The sequence below is a fragment of the Streptomyces sp. CoH27 genome (assembly GCF_020181035.1).
In the GTDB taxonomy this organism is placed as follows: domain Bacteria; phylum Actinomycetota; class Actinomycetes; order Streptomycetales; family Streptomycetaceae; genus Streptomyces; species Streptomyces camelliae.
Window position 1 is genome coordinate 335,676 of sequence record NZ_JAIQYY010000005.1, and the last position, 15,313, is coordinate 350,988.

At 72.1% G+C, this 15,313-nt stretch carries 12 protein-coding genes; 9 read left to right on the forward strand and 3 right to left on the reverse strand.

Annotated elements, in window-relative coordinates:
* Positions 1–45: 45 nt before the first annotated feature.
* The gene (locus LE548_RS10445; RefSeq protein ID WP_225096396.1) at positions 46–996 is read right to left on the reverse strand and encodes a PrsW family intramembrane metalloprotease; all 951 of its coding nucleotides are present in this window, start codon (positions 994–996) and stop codon (positions 46–48) included.
* Between the two features lie 318 nt (positions 997–1,314).
* Here LE548_RS10445 and LE548_RS10450 point away from each other — a divergent pair, with 318 nt between their 5' ends.
* Entirely contained in the window at positions 1,315–2,358 is a 1,044-nt protein-coding gene (locus LE548_RS10450) for a zinc-dependent alcohol dehydrogenase family protein (protein WP_225096397.1), read from the forward strand.
* Between the two features lie 6 nt (positions 2,359–2,364).
* Here the strand turns inward: LE548_RS10450 and LE548_RS10455 are convergent, their stop codons facing one another.
* Both LE548_RS10455 and LE548_RS10460 read right to left on the reverse strand, forming a co-directional pair.
* The gene (locus LE548_RS10455; protein ID WP_225096398.1) at positions 2,365–2,562 is read right to left on the reverse strand and encodes an AlpA family transcriptional regulator; all 198 of its coding nucleotides are present in this window, start codon (positions 2,560–2,562) and stop codon (positions 2,365–2,367) included.
* A gap of 214 nt (positions 2,563–2,776) precedes the next feature.
* A complete protein-coding gene (locus LE548_RS10460; protein ID WP_225096399.1) occupies positions 2,777–3,694 on the reverse strand; it encodes a sugar phosphate isomerase/epimerase in 918 nt (305 codons plus the stop codon).
* 125 nt (positions 3,695–3,819) lie between these two features.
* Here LE548_RS10460 and iolC point away from each other — a divergent pair, with 125 nt between their 5' ends.
* The 8 genes from iolC to LE548_RS10500 all read left to right on the forward strand — a co-directional run bounded on the left by iolC (position 3,820) and on the right by LE548_RS10500 (position 15,294).
* Complete coding sequence (gene iolC / locus LE548_RS10465; protein ID WP_225096456.1) at positions 3,820–4,770, forward strand: 5-dehydro-2-deoxygluconokinase; 951 nt, start codon at positions 3,820–3,822, stop codon at positions 4,768–4,770.
* Positions 4,767–5,714: a deoxyribose-phosphate aldolase gene (locus LE548_RS10470; protein WP_225096400.1), complete on the forward strand. Its 948-nt coding sequence runs from the start codon at positions 4,767–4,769 to the stop codon at positions 5,712–5,714. The genes iolC and LE548_RS10470 overlap by 4 nt, the downstream gene beginning before the upstream one ends.
* A gap of 7 nt (positions 5,715–5,721) precedes the next feature.
* Complete coding sequence (iolB, locus tag LE548_RS10475; protein ID WP_225096401.1) at positions 5,722–6,546, forward strand: 5-deoxy-glucuronate isomerase; 825 nt, start codon at positions 5,722–5,724, stop codon at positions 6,544–6,546.
* Positions 6,543–8,423 carry a 3D-(3,5/4)-trihydroxycyclohexane-1,2-dione acylhydrolase (decyclizing) gene (iolD, locus tag LE548_RS10480; RefSeq protein ID WP_225096402.1) on the forward strand — a complete coding sequence of 627 codons (1,881 nt, stop codon included), beginning with the start codon at positions 6,543–6,545 and terminating at the stop codon, positions 8,421–8,423. The genes iolB and iolD overlap by 4 nt, the downstream gene beginning before the upstream one ends.
* A 17-nt stretch (positions 8,424–8,440) precedes the next feature.
* Positions 8,441–9,943 (forward strand): CoA-acylating methylmalonate-semialdehyde dehydrogenase, encoded by a 1,503-nt coding sequence (gene mmsA, locus LE548_RS10485; protein WP_225096403.1) that lies wholly within the window; start codon positions 8,441–8,443, stop codon positions 9,941–9,943.
* 306 nt (positions 9,944–10,249) lie between these two features.
* Positions 10,250–11,668, forward strand: coding sequence for an APC family permease (locus LE548_RS10490; protein WP_225096404.1), 1,419 nt, complete (start codon positions 10,250–10,252; stop codon positions 11,666–11,668).
* Between the two features lie 120 nt (positions 11,669–11,788).
* Positions 11,789–14,443, forward strand: coding sequence for an alpha/beta fold hydrolase (locus LE548_RS10495; protein ID WP_225096405.1), 2,655 nt, complete (start codon positions 11,789–11,791; stop codon positions 14,441–14,443).
* A complete protein-coding gene (locus LE548_RS10500; protein ID WP_225096406.1) occupies positions 14,440–15,294 on the forward strand; it encodes an ABC transporter permease in 855 nt (284 codons plus the stop codon). Before LE548_RS10495 ends, LE548_RS10500 begins: the two co-directional genes overlap by 4 nt.
* Positions 15,295–15,313: the final 19 nt, after the last annotated feature.

The window sequence follows — 15,313 nt, forward strand, 5'->3', positions numbered from 1 at the left end:
CCGCTGGGCCACGGGAGAACCCCTCATGTTCCCAACACTATACCCCTAGGGGGTATTCCTCCAAGAGGAGTCCTGGCGTGCCAGCGACCGCACCCAGCCGACCCCGGCCAGCGCCACCAGGGCCAGCCCGCCGACCGAGAACAGGGTGAACAGATGCTCCTGCGTGGCGCTGGGCCGGGCGAGGTACTGCTGTGCGGACAGCAGCCGGTCCAGACCGGCCCCGGTCAGCCGGGCCGTGGCCCAGACCGCGAGGCCGTGCGTCGAGTCCCACAGGGTGTGCAGCAGGGCGACGCCGAGGCAGGTGCCGACGACGGGGGCGGTGACGCGGAAGCGGCCGGTCAGCCGGCGCCGGGACAGCAGGGCGGCGCCGGCGATCGCGGTCCACAGGCCGTGCCCGAAGGGCGCCAGGACCCCGCGCAGGATCTCCGTCTCCAGCAGCGCGCGCAGGTCGGCGCCCTCGGAGGAGACGGCCGCGTCGAAGGCGTACCCGGCGCTCTCCAGGGCGGCGAAGCCGAAGCCGACGGCCGCGCCGAGCACCAGCCCCGCGCGCGTGCCGCGGACACCGGGCTGGCTCCGCAGCACGAACACCAGCGCGGCGAGCTTGGCCGCCTCCTCGATCAGGCCGACGCCGAGGAACATCCCGAGAGAAGGATGCGGCAGATACGACTCCACCAGCGAGGCACCGAGCACCCCGAGCGTGCCGCCGGTCAGGAAACAGCCGAGGATCGCGCTGACACCCAGGTCCCGGCCGTGCCGCTCGTACGCCCACAGCACGAAGACGACCGGCGCCAGAAAGCTGCCGAGCAGGATCAGCGTCGGCAGCAGCGTGCTGTCGCGCGTCTCGTACGTCACCCAGGCCGTCAGCGCCCACAGGGCGAGCCCGCCGCCCAGACAGCGCCGCCACAGCCCCGCGCGGATGCGGGGATACGGCGGCGGAGGCTGCTGCGGGCCGGGGATGCGGGCCTTGGGCGTGCCGGGCGGCGGGGAGTGGGTCACGGGCGTCCCCTCGACTGCTGCTGGGCGATGTATCCGCGCTGATTTATCCGCACTCTAGGCATATGTTCCAGTTGCCGCAGTCCGGGTGACTCCCTGGGGTCACCTGCGGCCGTCCGGGCGTACTCCGGAGCCTCTGAGCGGTCCTGGCGAAGTCGGCTGCGGTTCGGCAGCGCCCCCGAAGGGGCGCGGGGCTGTGTTCGACGGCGGCTCCGCCGCGGGGCGCGACCAGCTACGACGGGCCCGCAGACGATCGACGGCCCATCGCGGCACTTCGCGCGGAGCGCCTAGTCTTCGCGGAGGTCCCCGAAAGGAGCGCGCATGCGAGCGGTCGTCTTCGAGCGGTACGGCGCCCCCGCCGAGGTACGTGAGCTGCCCGACCCCCACCCGGCCCCGCACGGGGTGGTCGTCCGGGTCGAGGCGACCGGCCTGTGCCGCAGCGACTGGCACGGCTGGATCGGCCACGACCCCGACATCAGGCTGCCGCACGTGCCGGGGCACGAACTTGCCGGTGTCGTCGAGGCGGTGGGGCCCCTGGTGCGGCGCGCGCGGCCCGGCGACCGGGTCACCGTGCCGTTCGTCTGCGCCTGCGGCACCTGCCCGGCGTGCGCGGCGGGCGACCAGCAGGTGTGCGAGCGCCAGACCCAGCCGGGCTTCCACCACTGGGGCTCCTTCGCCGAGTACGTCGCGCTGGACCACGCCGACGTCAACCTGGTCGCGATCCCGGACGACATGGCGTACGCCACCGCCGCCGCCCTCGGCTGCCGCTTCGCCACCGCCTTCCGTGCGGTGGTGCAGCAGGGCCGGGTGGCGGCGGGGGAGTGGGTCGCGGTGCACGGCTGCGGCGGGGTCGGACTGTCGGCGGTGATGGTCGCGGCGGCCTCGGGGGCGCGGGTGGTCGCCGTCGATGTAGCACCCCAAGCCCTCGATCTGGCGCGGAAGTTCGGGGCGGCGGAGTGCGTGGACGCGACCGGTGCGGCCGATACGGCCGCCGCGGTCCGCGAGCTGACCGGCGGCGGGGCGCACCTCTCCCTCGACGCACTCGGCTCCCCGGCCACCTGCGCGGCCTCGGTGAACGGCCTGCGCCGCCGGGGCCGGCACGTCCAGGTCGGCCTGCTGCCCTCGGCCGACGGCACCACCCCCGTCCCGCTGGCCCGCGCCATCGCCCTGGAGCTGGAACTGCTCGGCAGTCACGGCATGGCCGCCCACGCCTACCCCGAGATGCTCCGCCTGGTCCGCTCCGGGGTGCTGCGGCCCGACCTGCTGGTGACGTCCACGATCCCGCTGGCCGCGGCACCGGCCGCCCTCGCGGCGATGGGGACGGCACCGGGTGCCGGGGTCACCGTCATCGAGCCGTGGAGCTGAGGGGTTTCACTCTCTGCGGCCGCGGTTGCCCGGCCGGGAGGCGACCCAGGCGCGGACGGTGTCGGCGTACCAGTAGGGCTTGCCGCCCTCCACATGGTCGGGCGCGGGCAGCAGCCCGTGCTTGCGGTAGGACCGTACGGTGTCGGGCTGCACGTTGATGTGCGCCGCGATCTCTTTGTAGGACCAGAGCCTGCGGTCGGTCATGAGTTGCACCTCCCTGCGCACGCCACGGCGGCGGCCTGGGACGGCCGTCGGGGGAGCCGGGCGCTGCGCTGGCGATCACCAGCCTGCGTCCGGTGAACGACGCGGAGTGAGCAGGGGACAGTGCTTGTCGACCGGGTGTGACGCACAACCCGCGTACACGAGACACATGTGACACAGGCGGTGCGTTTGTGACACAGCTACCGCAAAGCGGCCCTTACGCCCCGCAGGACCGCAGAAACGCCCTGGTTCGCCTGGCGATCGGCAGCGGAGTGTCCGGCTCGCACGGGTACATGTCCTGCTCGACGATCGCGAACAGGTCGGCGTCCAGCCGCTGGGCCGCTTGCAGCACCGGCCCCAACTCCGGTACTCCACTGGGCGGTTCGCACATCACGCCCTGTGCCACGGCAGGCCCGAACGGCGTGCCCTTGGCCCGCACGTCCGCCAGGATCTCCGGGTCCACCTGCTTGAGGTGCAGATAGCCGATGCGCTCGCCGTAGGTCTCGATGAGCTTCACGCTGTCCCCGCCGCAGTACGCGTAGTGCCCGGTGTCCAGGCACAGGGACACCAGGCCGGAATCCGTGCCGTCGAGGAAGCGTGTGACGTTCTCCTCGCTGTCGATGTGCGTGTCGGCGTGCGGGTGGACGACGATCGTCAGGCCGTAGCGCTCGCGCACCTCCCGGCCGAGCCGCTCGGTCAGCGAGGTCAGGTTCCGCCACTGCCCGGCCGTCAGCGTGTCGGGCTCCAGCACCTCGCCGGTCTTGTCGTCCCGCCAGAAGGAGGGGATGACGACCAGGTGCCGGGCGCCCATCGCCTGGGTCAGCGCGGCGATGTCCGACACGTGTGCCCAGGTCTTGTCCCAGACCGCGTCCCCGTGGTGCAGGCCGGTGAAGACCGTGCCGGCCGACACCTTCAGGCCGCGCCGGGCGGTCTCCTCGGCGAGTACGGCCGGGTCGGTCGGCAGATAGCCGTAGGGGCCCAGCTCGATCCACTCGTAGCCGGAGTCCGCCACCTCGTCGAGGAAGCGCTGCCAGGGAACTTGCTGCGGGTCGTCGGGGAACCACACGCCCCAGGAGTCGGGCGCCGATCCGATCCGGATACGGGAGAGTGAGGAGGAGGGTGACAACGACGTCATGGCCGTCAGCGTGCGGGTGCGTGGAAAGCGGTGTCAAGAGCTGGTCCGAATGTCTGGACAAAACATTGACAGGGCTCGGCGTGCGGGACTACAAAGCCGTGGAGAGCCGTGACGAAGGGAAGCCGATGGCCTACGACCTGATCACCATGGGGCGGATCGGAGTGGACCTGTATCCACTGCAAACCGGTGTCCCGCTCGCCCAGGTGTCGTCCTTCGGCAAGTTCCTCGGCGGGTCGGCCACGAACGTCGCGGTCGCCGCGGCCCGGCTCGGCCGGCGCACCGCCGTGATCACCCGCACCGGCGACGACCCGTTCGGCGCCTATCTGCACGAGGCGCTGCGCGGTTTCGGCGTCGACGACCGCTGGGTCACCCCGGTCCCGGGCCTGCCGACCCCGGTCACCTTCTGCGAGGTCTTCCCGCCGGACGACTTCCCGCTCTACTTCTACCGGCAGCCCAAGGCGCCCGACCTGGAGATCGACGCCCACGAGCTCGATCTCGACGCGATCCGCGACGCCCGCATCTTCTGGGTCACCGGCACCGGCCTGAGCGAGGAGCCGAGCCGTACGGCGACCCTCGCCGCCCTCGCCCACCGCGCCAAGTCCGCTGCGACGGTCTTCGACCTCGACTGGCGCCCCATGTTCTGGTCCGACCCCGACCAGGCCCGCCCCTTCTACGCCGAGGCCCTGCGGCACACCACCGTCGCCGTCGGCAACCTGGACGAGGTGGAGGTCGCGACCGGGGTGCGCGAGCCGCATGCGGCCGCACGCGCGCTGCTGGACGCCGGGGTCGAGATCGCCGTCGTCAAGCAGGGACCCAAGGGCGTCCTCGCGGTAAGCGCTTCCGGCGACTCGGCCGAGGTGCCGCCCCTGCCGGTCACCGTCCTCAACGGGCTCGGCGCCGGGGACGCCTTCGGCGGTTCCCTGTGCCACGGCCTCCTCGAAGGCTGGGACCTGGAGACGATCATGCGTCACGCCAACGCGGCCGGCGCCATCGTCGCCTCCCGGCTGGAGTGCTCCTCCGCGATGCCCACCCCGGACGAGGTGGCCGCCGCCCTGGACGCCGGAGCGGTGCTGTGAGGGCCGGCCGTGTCACGGGCACCCACACCGAGGGCGGGGACGCCGGACGGCAGCCGCGGGTCGATGTCGCCGAGCTCGTCCGCATCCGCACCCACCACCCCGAGGCGATCACCGAGGCCGCCACCCGCCGGGCCCGCAGGCCGCTGCTCAACGAGAGCGGCAAGCTGATGATCGTCGCCGCCGACCACCCCGCCCGGGGCGCGCTCGGCGTCGGCGACCGCAAGCTCGCCATGGCCAACCGCGCCGACCTGCTGGAACGGCTCTGCCTGGCGCTGTCCCGCCCCGGCGTCGACGGCGTCCTCGCCACCGCCGACATCCTGGACGACCTGCTGCTGCTCGGCGCCCTCGACCACAAGGTGGTCATGGGCTCGATGAACCGGGGCGGACTCCAGGGCGCCAGCTTCGAGCTGGACGACCGCTTCACCGGCCACCGGCCCGAGGACATCGAGCGGCTCGGCTTCGACGCGGGCAAGCTGCTGCTGCGGATCGACTACGACGACCCCGGTTCGCTGACCACCCTGGAGTCCACCGCCCGCGCCATCGACGCCATGGCGGCGCGCCGGCTGCCGGTCTTCGTCGAGCCGTTCATCAGCCGCCGCACCCCCGAGGGGAAGGTGAAGAACGACCTGAGCGCCGAGGCGGTCACCCGGTCCATCGCCATCGCCTCCGGCCTCGGCGGCTCCTCCGCCTACACCTGGCTGAAGGTGCCCGTCACCGACGACCCCGACGACATGGCCCAGGTCATGGAGACGTCGACCCTGCCGGCCGTGCTGCTCGGCGGTGACATCGGCGATTCGCCCGAGGACCAGGTCGCCGCCTACGAGAAGTGGCGCGGCGCGCTCCAACTCCCCACCGTGCGCGGCCTGGTGGTCGGCCGCTCGCTGCTGTACCCGGCGGACGGCGATGTGGCCGCCGCTGTGGACACCGCCGTAGGACTGCTGTGAGGGCCGCATGACCAGCACCGATCTGCATCTGGCCAAGGGCGCGACCCGGAACGCCCAGTACGCCGTCGACATCGGTCCCAAGGTGGCCGGCTGGACACACAGCAGCTTGCGTGTCGTCGAGTTGACGCCTGGTGGCACGCATATGTTCACCACCGGTGACAGTGAGTGGATCGTGCTTCCGCTGGAAGGCGGATGTACCGTCCACACCGAGGAAGAAGAGTTCCAACTCCTGGGTCGGGAGAGCGTGTTCGCGGCAGTCTCCGACTTCGCGTACGTTCCCCGGGACGCCCGGGTCCAGATCGCCTCCGGCGCGGGAGGCCGCTTCGCCCTGGCAGGAGCGAAGTGCGAGCGACGACTCCCCGCCCGCTACGGTCCCGCGCCGGAGGTCCCCGTCGAGCAGCGCGGCAGCGGCACCTGCGCCCGCCAGGTGCGCAACTTCGCCTCCGCCGACTCGTTCGACTGCGACAAGCTGATCGCCGTCGAGGTGATCACCCCCGGCGGCAACTGGTCCTCGTACCCGCCGCACAAGCACGACGAGCACCGGCCGGGCGAGGAGTCCGAGCTGGAGGAGATCTACTACTTCGAGATCGACGGCCCGAACGGTCTCGGCTATCAGCGCGTGTCCCCCTCGCGCGAGGGCGGCTCCGACGTCCTCGCCGAGGTCCGCTCCGGCGACGCCGTCCTCGTCCCCGACGGCTGGCACGGCCCGTCGATCGCCCAGCCCGGCCACGACATGTACTACCTGAACGTCATGGCGGGCCCGGGCGCCACCCGCGAGTGGCGGATCTGCTTCCACCCGGACCACACCGACACCACAGGGGGGTACCGATGACGACGACCCGGCTGACCGTCGCCCAGGCACTCGTCCGCTTCCTCGCCGCCCAGTACACCGAGCGGGACGGCGAGCGCCGCCGGCTGATCGGCGCGACCTGGGGCATCTTCGGGCACGGCAATGTCGCCGGCCTCGGCCAGGCGCTCATCGAGTACGCCGAGACGATGCCGTACCACCAGGGCCGCAACGAGCAGTCCATGGTGCACGCGGCCGTCGGTTACGCCCGCCAGGCGAACCGGCTGTCCACGCACGCGGTGACGACGTCGATCGGCCCCGGCGCGACCAACCTCGTCACCGGCGCGGCCCTCGCCACCATCAACCACCTCCCGGTCCTGCTGCTGCCCGGCGACGTCTTCGCGACCCGCCCCGCCGACCCGGTGCTCCAGCAGCTGGAGGTGCCGTACGCGGGCGACGTCTCGGTCAACGACACGCTGCGCCCGGTGTCGAAGTACTTCGACCGGATCACCCGCCCCGAGCAGCTGATCCCGTCCGCGATCCAGGCCATGCGGGTCCTCACCGACCCGGTCGAGACCGGCGCCGTCACCCTCGCGCTGCCCCAGGACGTGCAGGCCGAGGCGTACGACTGGCCGGAGGAGTTCTTCGCCGAGCGCGTGTGGACCGTACGCCGGCCGGGCGCGGACCCCGTCGAACTGGCCGAGGCGGTCCGGGCGATCCGCGCGGCGAAGCGGCCCCTCGTCGTCGCGGGCGGCGGGGTCCACCACAGCCGCGCCGAGGAGGCCCTCGCGGAGTTCGCGTCGGTCACCCGGATCCCGGTCGCCTCCACCCAGGCCGGCAAGGGCTCGCTGCGCTGGGACCACCCGCAGGACGTGGGCGGGGTCGGCCACACCGGCACCGCGACCGCCGACGAACTGGCCCGCACCGCCGACCTGGTGATCGGCGTCGGCACCCGCTACACCGACTTCACCACCGCCTCCGGCACCCTCTTCGCGAACCCGGACGTCCGCTTCCTGAACCTCAACATCGCCCCCTTCGACGGCCACAAGCTGGGCGCGCTGCCGCTGATCGCGGACGCCCGCAGCGGTCTGGGCGAGCTGACCGAGGCCCTCCAGATGCACGGCCACCGGGTCCAGGACTCCTACGTCACCGAGTACACCGAGGACAAGGAGCGCTGGGAGCAGCGCGTCGACGCCTGCTACGAGGCCGACGAACCGGACGTACGGCCGACCCAGCCGCAGGTCCTCGGCGCCCTGGACGCCCTGGCCGACGAGTCCGACATCATCATCAACGCGGCCGGCTCGCTCCCCGGCGACCTGCACAAGCTGTGGCGGGCCCGCTCGTACGACCAGTACCACCTGGAGTACGGCTACTCCTGCATGGGCTACGAGATCCCGGCCGCGATCGGCGTGAAGCTCGCCGCGCCGGAGCGCAACGTGTGGGCGCTGGTCGGCGACGGCACGTATCTGATGATGCCGACGGAGATCGTGACGGCCGTGCAGGAGGGCATCGCGATCAAGATCCTGCTGGTGCAGAACCACGGGTACGCGTCCATCGGCGGGCTGTCGGAGTCGGTGGGCGGCGAGCGCTTCGGCACGGCCTACCGCTTCCCGACGGACGACGGGACGCTCACGGGTGCCCCGCTGCCCCTCGACCTCGCCGCCAACGCGGCCAGCCTGGGCATGCGGGTGCTGCGCGCGAAGACCGTACGGGACCTGCGCGAGGCACTCGCCGAGGCGCGGGCCGCCGACACTCCCACATGTGTCTACGTGGAGACCGAAACGTCCGACACTGTGTCGGGCGCGCCTCCGGCGCAGGCCTGGTGGGATGTTCCTGTGGCCGAGACCGCGACGCGACCGTCGGCGGTCAAGGCACGTGAGCTGTACGAACGGCACGTCTCGACCCGACGCCGCCATCTGTGAGTAAGGAGTCTCTGGTCATGACGAAGATCGTCAACCACTGGATCGGCGGCAAGACCGTCGAAGGCGCGTCGGGCACGTACGGGCCGGTCACCGACCCGGCGACCGGTGCGGTCACCACGAAGGTCGCGTTCGCCTCGGTCGACGAGGTGGACGCGGCGGTGGCGGCGGCCAAGGAGGCCTTCGTCACCTGGGGCGAGTCCTCGCTGGCCCAGCGCACGAACATCCTCTTCAAGTTCCGCGCGCTGCTGGACGCCAACCGGGACGCCATCGCGGAGCTGATCACCGCCGAGCACGGCAAGGTGCACTCCGACGCGCTCGGTGAGGTCGCGCGCGGTCTGGAGATCGTGGACCTGGCCTGCGGCATCAACGTGCAGCTCAAGGGCGAGCTGTCCACGCAGGTCGCCAGCCGGGTGGACGTCTCCTCCATCCGCCAGCCGCTCGGTGTCGTCGCGGGCATCACGCCGTTCAACTTCCCGGCGATGGTCCCGATGTGGATGTTCCCGATCGCCATCGCGACCGGCAACACCTTCGTGCTGAAGCCGAGCGAGAAGGACCCGTCGGCGTCGATCAAGCTCGCCGAGCTGCTGGCCGAGGCCGGCCTGCCGGACGGCGTCTTCAACGTCGTGCACGGCGACAAGGTGGCCGTCGACCGGCTGCTGGAGCACCCGGACGTCAAGGCCGTGTCCTTCGTCGGCTCGACCCCGATCGCCCGCTACATCCACACCACCGCCGCCGCCAACCACAAGCGCGTCCAGGCCCTGGGCGGCGCCAAGAACCACATGCTGGTCCTGCCGGACGCCGACCTGGACGCGGCCGCCGACGCGGCGGTCTCGGCGGCCTACGGCTCCGCGGGCGAGCGCTGCATGGCCATCTCGGCCGTCGTCGCGGTCGGCTCGATCGGCGACACGCTGGTGGAGAAGATCCGCGAGCGCGCCGAGAAGATCAAGATCGGTCCCGGCAACGACCCGACGTCCGAGATGGGCCCGCTGATCACGGCCGCCCACCGCGACAAGGTGGCGTCCTACGTGACGGGCGCGGCGGCGGAAGGCGCCGAGGTCGTGCTCGACGGCACCGGGTACACGGTCGAGGGCTTCGAGGACGGCCACTGGATCGGCATCTCGCTGCTCGACAAGGTGCCGACCAGCGCCAAGGCCTACCAGGACGAGATCTTCGGCCCGGTGCTGTGCGTGCTGCGCGCGGAGACGTACGAGGAGGGTCTGGCCCTCATCAACGCCTCGCCGTTCGGCAACGGCACCGCGATCTTCACCCGGGACGGCGGCGCGGCCCGCCGCTTCCAGCTGGAGGTCGAGGCCGGCATGGTCGGCGTGAACGTGCCGATCCCGGTGCCGGTGGGCTACCACTCCTTCGGCGGCTGGAAGGACTCGCTCTTCGGCGATCACCACATCTACGGCAACGACGGCACGCACTTCTACACCCGCGGCAAGGTCGTCACCACCCGCTGGCCCGACCCGGCCGACGCCCCGGCGGGCGTGGACCTGGGCTTCCCGCGCAACCACTGAGCGACCGACAGGGCCTGACAGGGCCGTCCGCTATGCGGACGGCCCTGTTTTTTTGGGCCGGGGCGCTGCGATTCTCGTACGGCCGCAACGGCCCGAGAATGTGGACGGTTGGTGCGGGAATCCGTTGTTGATCGCTTTTTGGCTGCGGATTCCGTAGGTGAACACCCATTGACGCGGCGGTTTTCGTCGGGGTTCCCTATGCACCGCCGGGAGCGGACGAGACACACACGCACCACGATCCGCCGGAGGCGATAGCGCGCTCCCGAGCCCCACCCTCATGTCACACGAGTCGATCGGAACCGCCGCATGACCGACACGTTCAGCCCTGCCGAGACATCCGCCCCGGGCGCTTCGCACAGTCCCCGGCAACTCAAGCGCTCCATCGGCGTGGTCGGCGGCACCCTGCTGACGCTGTCCTGCGTCACGCCCGCCTCGACGCTCTTCGTGATCGTTCCCGACCTGTTCTCCAGTCTCGGCACCGCGACCGCCCTGTGCCTCGTCATCGGCGCGCTGCTCTGCATCCCCGTGGCCTTCTGTTACTCGGAGCTGGGCACCCTCATCCCCAGCGCCGGCGGCGAGTACGCGATCGTCTCCACACTGGCCGGGCGGCTCGCCGGCTGGCTGGCCTTCGTGATGTCGCTGCTCGTCGTGATGATCGTCCCTCCGGTCATCGCGATGGGCACCGCCGACTACCTCGCCCCGGTCGTCCACCTCGACCCGGCCTGGACGGGCGCCGGCGTGATGATCGCGGCCACCCTCGCCGGCCTGCTGGACCTGCGCGCCAACGCCTGGATCACCGGCATCTTCCTGGTCCTGGAGGTCGTCGCCGCCGGTGTCGTCGCCGTCCTCGGCTTCAGCCACTCCCACCGCGGTGCGGGCAGCCTCGTGAGCTCGCTCCAGGTGGCCGGTGACCACGCGCACGTCAACCCGGTCACGGCCATGATGGTCCTCTCCGGGCTCGCCATCGCCCTCTTCGCCACCCAGGGCTTCTCCACCGCCATCTACCTCTCCGAGGAACTGGAGAACCCGCGCCGCAGCGTCGCCCGTACCGTCCTCGCCACCCTCGCCATCTCCAGCGTCGTCATCCTGGTGCCGGTCATGGCGATCACCCTGGGCGCCGGTGACCTCAAGACCCTGACCGGCGGCGACATCTCCAGCATGGTCATCGCCTGGAGCAACTCGGCCGTCGGCACCTTCGTCAGCCTCTGCGTCGCCCTCGCGATCATCAACGCGGGCATCGTCATGGTCATCCAGAACTCCCGCGTCCTGTTCGCCTCCGCCCGCGACAAGGCCTGGCCCGCGCCGGTCAACAACGCCCTCGCCAAGCTCGGCCGGTTCGGCTCCCCGTGGGTCGCCACCCTCGTCGTCGGCGTCCCCGGCGCCTTTCTCTGCTTCGTGAACCTGGACACCCTCTACGGCGTCACCGGCGTCGCCGTCACCGGCCTGTACCTGCTGGTCGCGATCGCCGCGCTGCTCGCCCGGCGCGGAGCGCACGGCACCCGGCAGGCCTGGCGGATGCCGCTGTGGCCGGCGATGCCGATCCTGCTGATCGCCGTCCTCCTCTACATCCTGGTCGAGCAGGACCCGTCGTACCTGTGGTGGACCGGCGGCATCACCGCCGTCGCCACCCTCTACTGGGCCTTCTACCTCCGCCCGCGCCGCGAGACCCGCTGGCTGGTGTCCCTGCCGGAGGACGTCCGGGTGCCGGAGAACGCCCAGGCCTGACGCCGGCCCTTGCGTACCGCGCCCGAAGTACGGCGGCGCGGGTCCGTACGCCCCAAGGAGGGGCCCGGGTTCAGCCCGGGGGATCCATCGGATGTCAGTGCGGGCCCGTACCGTTGGGGCATGGATCTTCGCCGGCTCTCGGTGCGAGGGCTGCTCAAAGGACCGCGGCGGCTGACGGCCGCCGCGGCCGCTGTCGTGGTGCTCGCCGGCGCCGGGACGTGGACGGTCGCCGCCGCCGATGACGGCCCGCCCGCGGTGCACCGCACCGACCAGGTCATGGCCATGCCCGGCGGCGCCCGTCTGGACACCTCGTACTTCACCCCGGCCGGCTCCGGCCGCCACCCCGCCGTCCTGCTGGCGCACGGCTTCGGCGGCAGCAAGGACGACATGCGCGGCCAGGCCGAGGACCTCGCCCGGGACGGGTACGCGGTCCTGACCTGGTCCGCGCGCGGCTTCGGCAGGTCGACGGGGAAGATCGGGCTCAACGACCCCAAGGCCGAGGTCGCCGACGTCTCCCGGCTCATCGACTGGCTCGCGAAGAAGCCCCAGGTCCAGCTCGACAAACCCGGCGACCCGCGCGTGGGCGTGGCCGGCGGCTCCTACGGCGGCGCGATCTCCCTGCTCGCCGCCGGATACGACGACCGGGTGGACGCCATCGCCCCGGCCATCACGTACTGGAACCTCGCCGACGCCCTCTTCCCGAACGGCGTGTTCAAGAAGCTGTGGGCCGGCATCTTCTTCAACACCGGCGGCGGCTGCGCCCACTTCGAGCCCGAGCTGTGCCAGATGTACAACAGGGTCGCCGAGTCCGGCACCCCGGACGCGGCCGCCCGCACGCTGCTTCAGGAGCGCTCGCCGTCCGCCGTAGCCGCCCGCATCAAGGTGCCCACCCTGCTGGTCCAGGGCCAGACGGACTCCCTGTTCCCCCTCGGCCAGGCCGACGCCGCCCAGAAGGCGATCCGCGCCAACGGCGCCCCTGTGGACGTCGACTGGATCGCGGGCGGCCACGACGGCGGCGACATGGAGAACGGCCGCGTCCAGACACGCGTGCGTGCGTGGTTCGACCGCTATCTGAAGGGTGAGAAGAGCGCCGATACCGGACCGGCCTTCCGGATCACCCGGACCGGGGGCGTGGACTCGCGCGACGGCACCGCCCAGTTGCGCGGCGCCAGTGCCGCCGCCTACCCCGGCCTGCACGACCACCAGCGCTCCGTCGCCCTGACCGGCGGCACCCAGCAGGTCGCCAACCCGGCAGGCGCCAGCCCGCCCGGCGTCTCCGCGCTGCCCGGCCTCGGCGCCTCCGGCGGCCTGAGCCAGCTGTCCGCGCTCGGCGTCGGCGTCTCCCTCGACTTCCCCGGCCAGTACGCCAGGTTCGACTCCGCCCGGCTCACGCACGACCTCCAGATCACCGGCGCCCCCACGGCCACCGTCCACATCACCTCGACCAGCGACGACGCCGTCCTGTTCGGCAAGGTCTACGACGTCGGCCCCGACGGCACCCAGCAGGTGCTGCCCTCCCAGCTCGTCGCCCCCTTCCGGGTGACCGGCGCCAAGGCCGGCCAGGACGTCACGGTCACCCTCCCGGCGATCGACCACAAGGTGCAGAAGGGCCACCGGCTCCGCCTGGTCCTCGCCTCCACCGACCTCGGCTACGCCTCCCCGGCCGCCCCTGCCACCTACACCGTCTCCCTGAAGGGCGCGCTGAGCGTGCCGACGGCCCCCGCCGTCACCGCCGCCGCCGCACCCCTGCCCGCCTGGGTCTGGTGGCTGCCCGGGGCCGGCGCCGTGGCCGCGCTCGCCCTGCTGCTCACCGGCCGTCGCCGGACGACCGCCCCCGCACCCGACCCGGAGCTCACCGACGTCCCGCTCGTCATCAAGGACCTGAGCAAGCGGTACGCCAAGTCCACCGACCGGTACGCCGTGCGCGAGCTGTCCTTCCGGGTGGAACGCGGCCAGGTGCTCGGCCTGCTCGGCCCCAACGGCGCGGGCAAGACCACCACCCTGCGCATGCTGATGGGCCTGATCACCCCGGACGACGGCGAGATCAGGGTCTTCGGCCACGCCATCCGGCCCGGCGCGCCCGTGCTGTCCCGGGTCGGCGCCTTCGTGGAGGGCGCGGGCTTCCTGCCGCACCTGTCCGGCCGGGAGAACCTGGAGCTGTACTGGCGGGCCACCGGCCGCCCGCCCGAGGACGCCCACCTGGACGAGGCCCTGGAGATCGCCGGGCTCGGCGACGCGCTCGCCCGTGCGGTGCGCACCTACTCCCAGGGCATGCGCCAGCGCCTCGCCATCGCCCAGGCCATGCTCGGCCTGCCCGACCTGCTCATCCTCGACGAACCCACCAACGGCCTCGACCCGCCCCAGATCCGCGAGATGCGCGAGGTGATGATCCGCTACGCGGCCGCGGGCCGTACGGTGATCGTCTCCAGCCATCTCCTCGCCGAGGTCGAGCAGTCCTGCACCCACCTGGTGGTGATGGACCGCGGCCGGCTCGTCCAGGCGGGCCCCGTCCGGGAGATCGTCGGCTCCGGCGACACCCTGCTGGTCGGCACCGCCGTGCCCGTGCAGGACCCGGTCGTGGAGAAGGTGGGCGCGCTGCCCGGCATCGCCTCCGCCGTACGCACCGACGACGGACTGCTGGTCCGGCTGGAGCCGGGCGGCACGGCCGAGCGGCTGGTCGTGGAGCTGGTGCGCCTCGATGTGCCCGTCGCCTCGGTCGGCCCGCACCGCCGCCTGGAGGACGCCTTCCTGACCCTGATAGGAGGTTCCGCATGAGCACGCTCACCGAGGAGGTCGCCTCCGGCTATCAGACCCGGCACACCCTGCCCCTGCGGGTCGAGCTGGTCCGCCAGCTCAAGCGGCGCCGCACCCTGGTCATGGGCGCGATCTTGTTCCTGCTGCCGTTCGTCCTGCTCATCGCCTTCGCGATCGGCACCCCGCACGACCGGGGCGGCCAGATCACCCTGATGGACACGGCCACCGCGTCCGGCGCCAACTTCGCCGCGGTGAACCTGTTCGTGTCGGTGGGCTTCCTGCTGGTGATCCCGGTCGCCCTGTTCTGCGGGGACACCGTCGCCTCCGAGGCCAGCTGGTCCTCCCTGCGCTATCTGCTGGCCGCGCCCGTGCCCCGGGCCCGCCTGCTGTGGTCCAAGCTCGTCGTGGCCCTCGGGATGAGCCTCGCCGCGATGGTGCTGCTCCCGGTCGTGGCGCTCGCCGTCGGCACGGCCGCCTACGGCTGGGGCCCGCTGCAGATCCCCACCGGCGGCGCGCTGGACACCGGCACGGCGGCCCAGCGGCTCGTGCTGGTCGTGGCGTACGTCTTCGTGTCCCAACTGGTCACCGCCGGGCTCGCGTTCTGGCTGTCCACGAAGACGGACGCCCCGCTCGGCGCGGTCGGCGGCGCGGTCGGCCTGACGATCGTCGGCAACGTCCTGGACGCCGTCACCGCCCTCGGCCACTGGCGCGACTTCCTGCCCGCGCACTGGCAGTTCGCCTGGGCCGACGCCATCCAGCCGCACGCCGAGTGGTCCGGCATGATCCAGGGCGCCGCGATCTCCGTGTCGTACGCCCTGGTGCTGTTCGCCCTGGCCTTCCGGGGATTCGCCCGCAAGGACATCGTCTCCTAGGGCGTGTATCGGAAGTGGA

What these genes read in the sequence shown, in the direction of transcription:
- iolD (WP_225096402.1), top strand. Translation starts at nt 6,543, where the DNA reads ATGACGACGACCCGGCTGACCGTCGCCCAGGCACTCGTCCGCTTCCTC.
- LE548_RS10500 (WP_225096406.1), top strand. Translation starts at nt 14,440, where the DNA reads ATGAGCACGCTCACCGAGGAGGTCGCCTCCGGCTATCAGACCCGGCAC.
- LE548_RS10455 (WP_225096398.1), bottom strand. Translation starts at nt 2,562, where the DNA reads ATGACCGACCGCAGGCTCTGGTCCTACAAAGAGATCGCGGCGCACATC.
- LE548_RS10460 (WP_225096399.1), bottom strand. Translation starts at nt 3,694, where the DNA reads ATGACGTCGTTGTCACCCTCCTCCTCACTCTCCCGTATCCGGATCGGA.
- LE548_RS10490 (WP_225096404.1), top strand. Translation starts at nt 10,250, where the DNA reads ATGACCGACACGTTCAGCCCTGCCGAGACATCCGCCCCGGGCGCTTCG.
- mmsA (WP_225096403.1), top strand. Translation starts at nt 8,441, where the DNA reads ATGACGAAGATCGTCAACCACTGGATCGGCGGCAAGACCGTCGAAGGC.
- iolC (WP_225096456.1), top strand. Translation starts at nt 3,820, where the DNA reads ATGGCCTACGACCTGATCACCATGGGGCGGATCGGAGTGGACCTGTAT.
- LE548_RS10495 (WP_225096405.1), top strand. Translation starts at nt 11,789, where the DNA reads ATGGATCTTCGCCGGCTCTCGGTGCGAGGGCTGCTCAAAGGACCGCGG.
- iolB (WP_225096401.1), top strand. Translation starts at nt 5,722, where the DNA reads ATGACCAGCACCGATCTGCATCTGGCCAAGGGCGCGACCCGGAACGCC.
- LE548_RS10450 (WP_225096397.1), top strand. Translation starts at nt 1,315, where the DNA reads ATGCGAGCGGTCGTCTTCGAGCGGTACGGCGCCCCCGCCGAGGTACGT.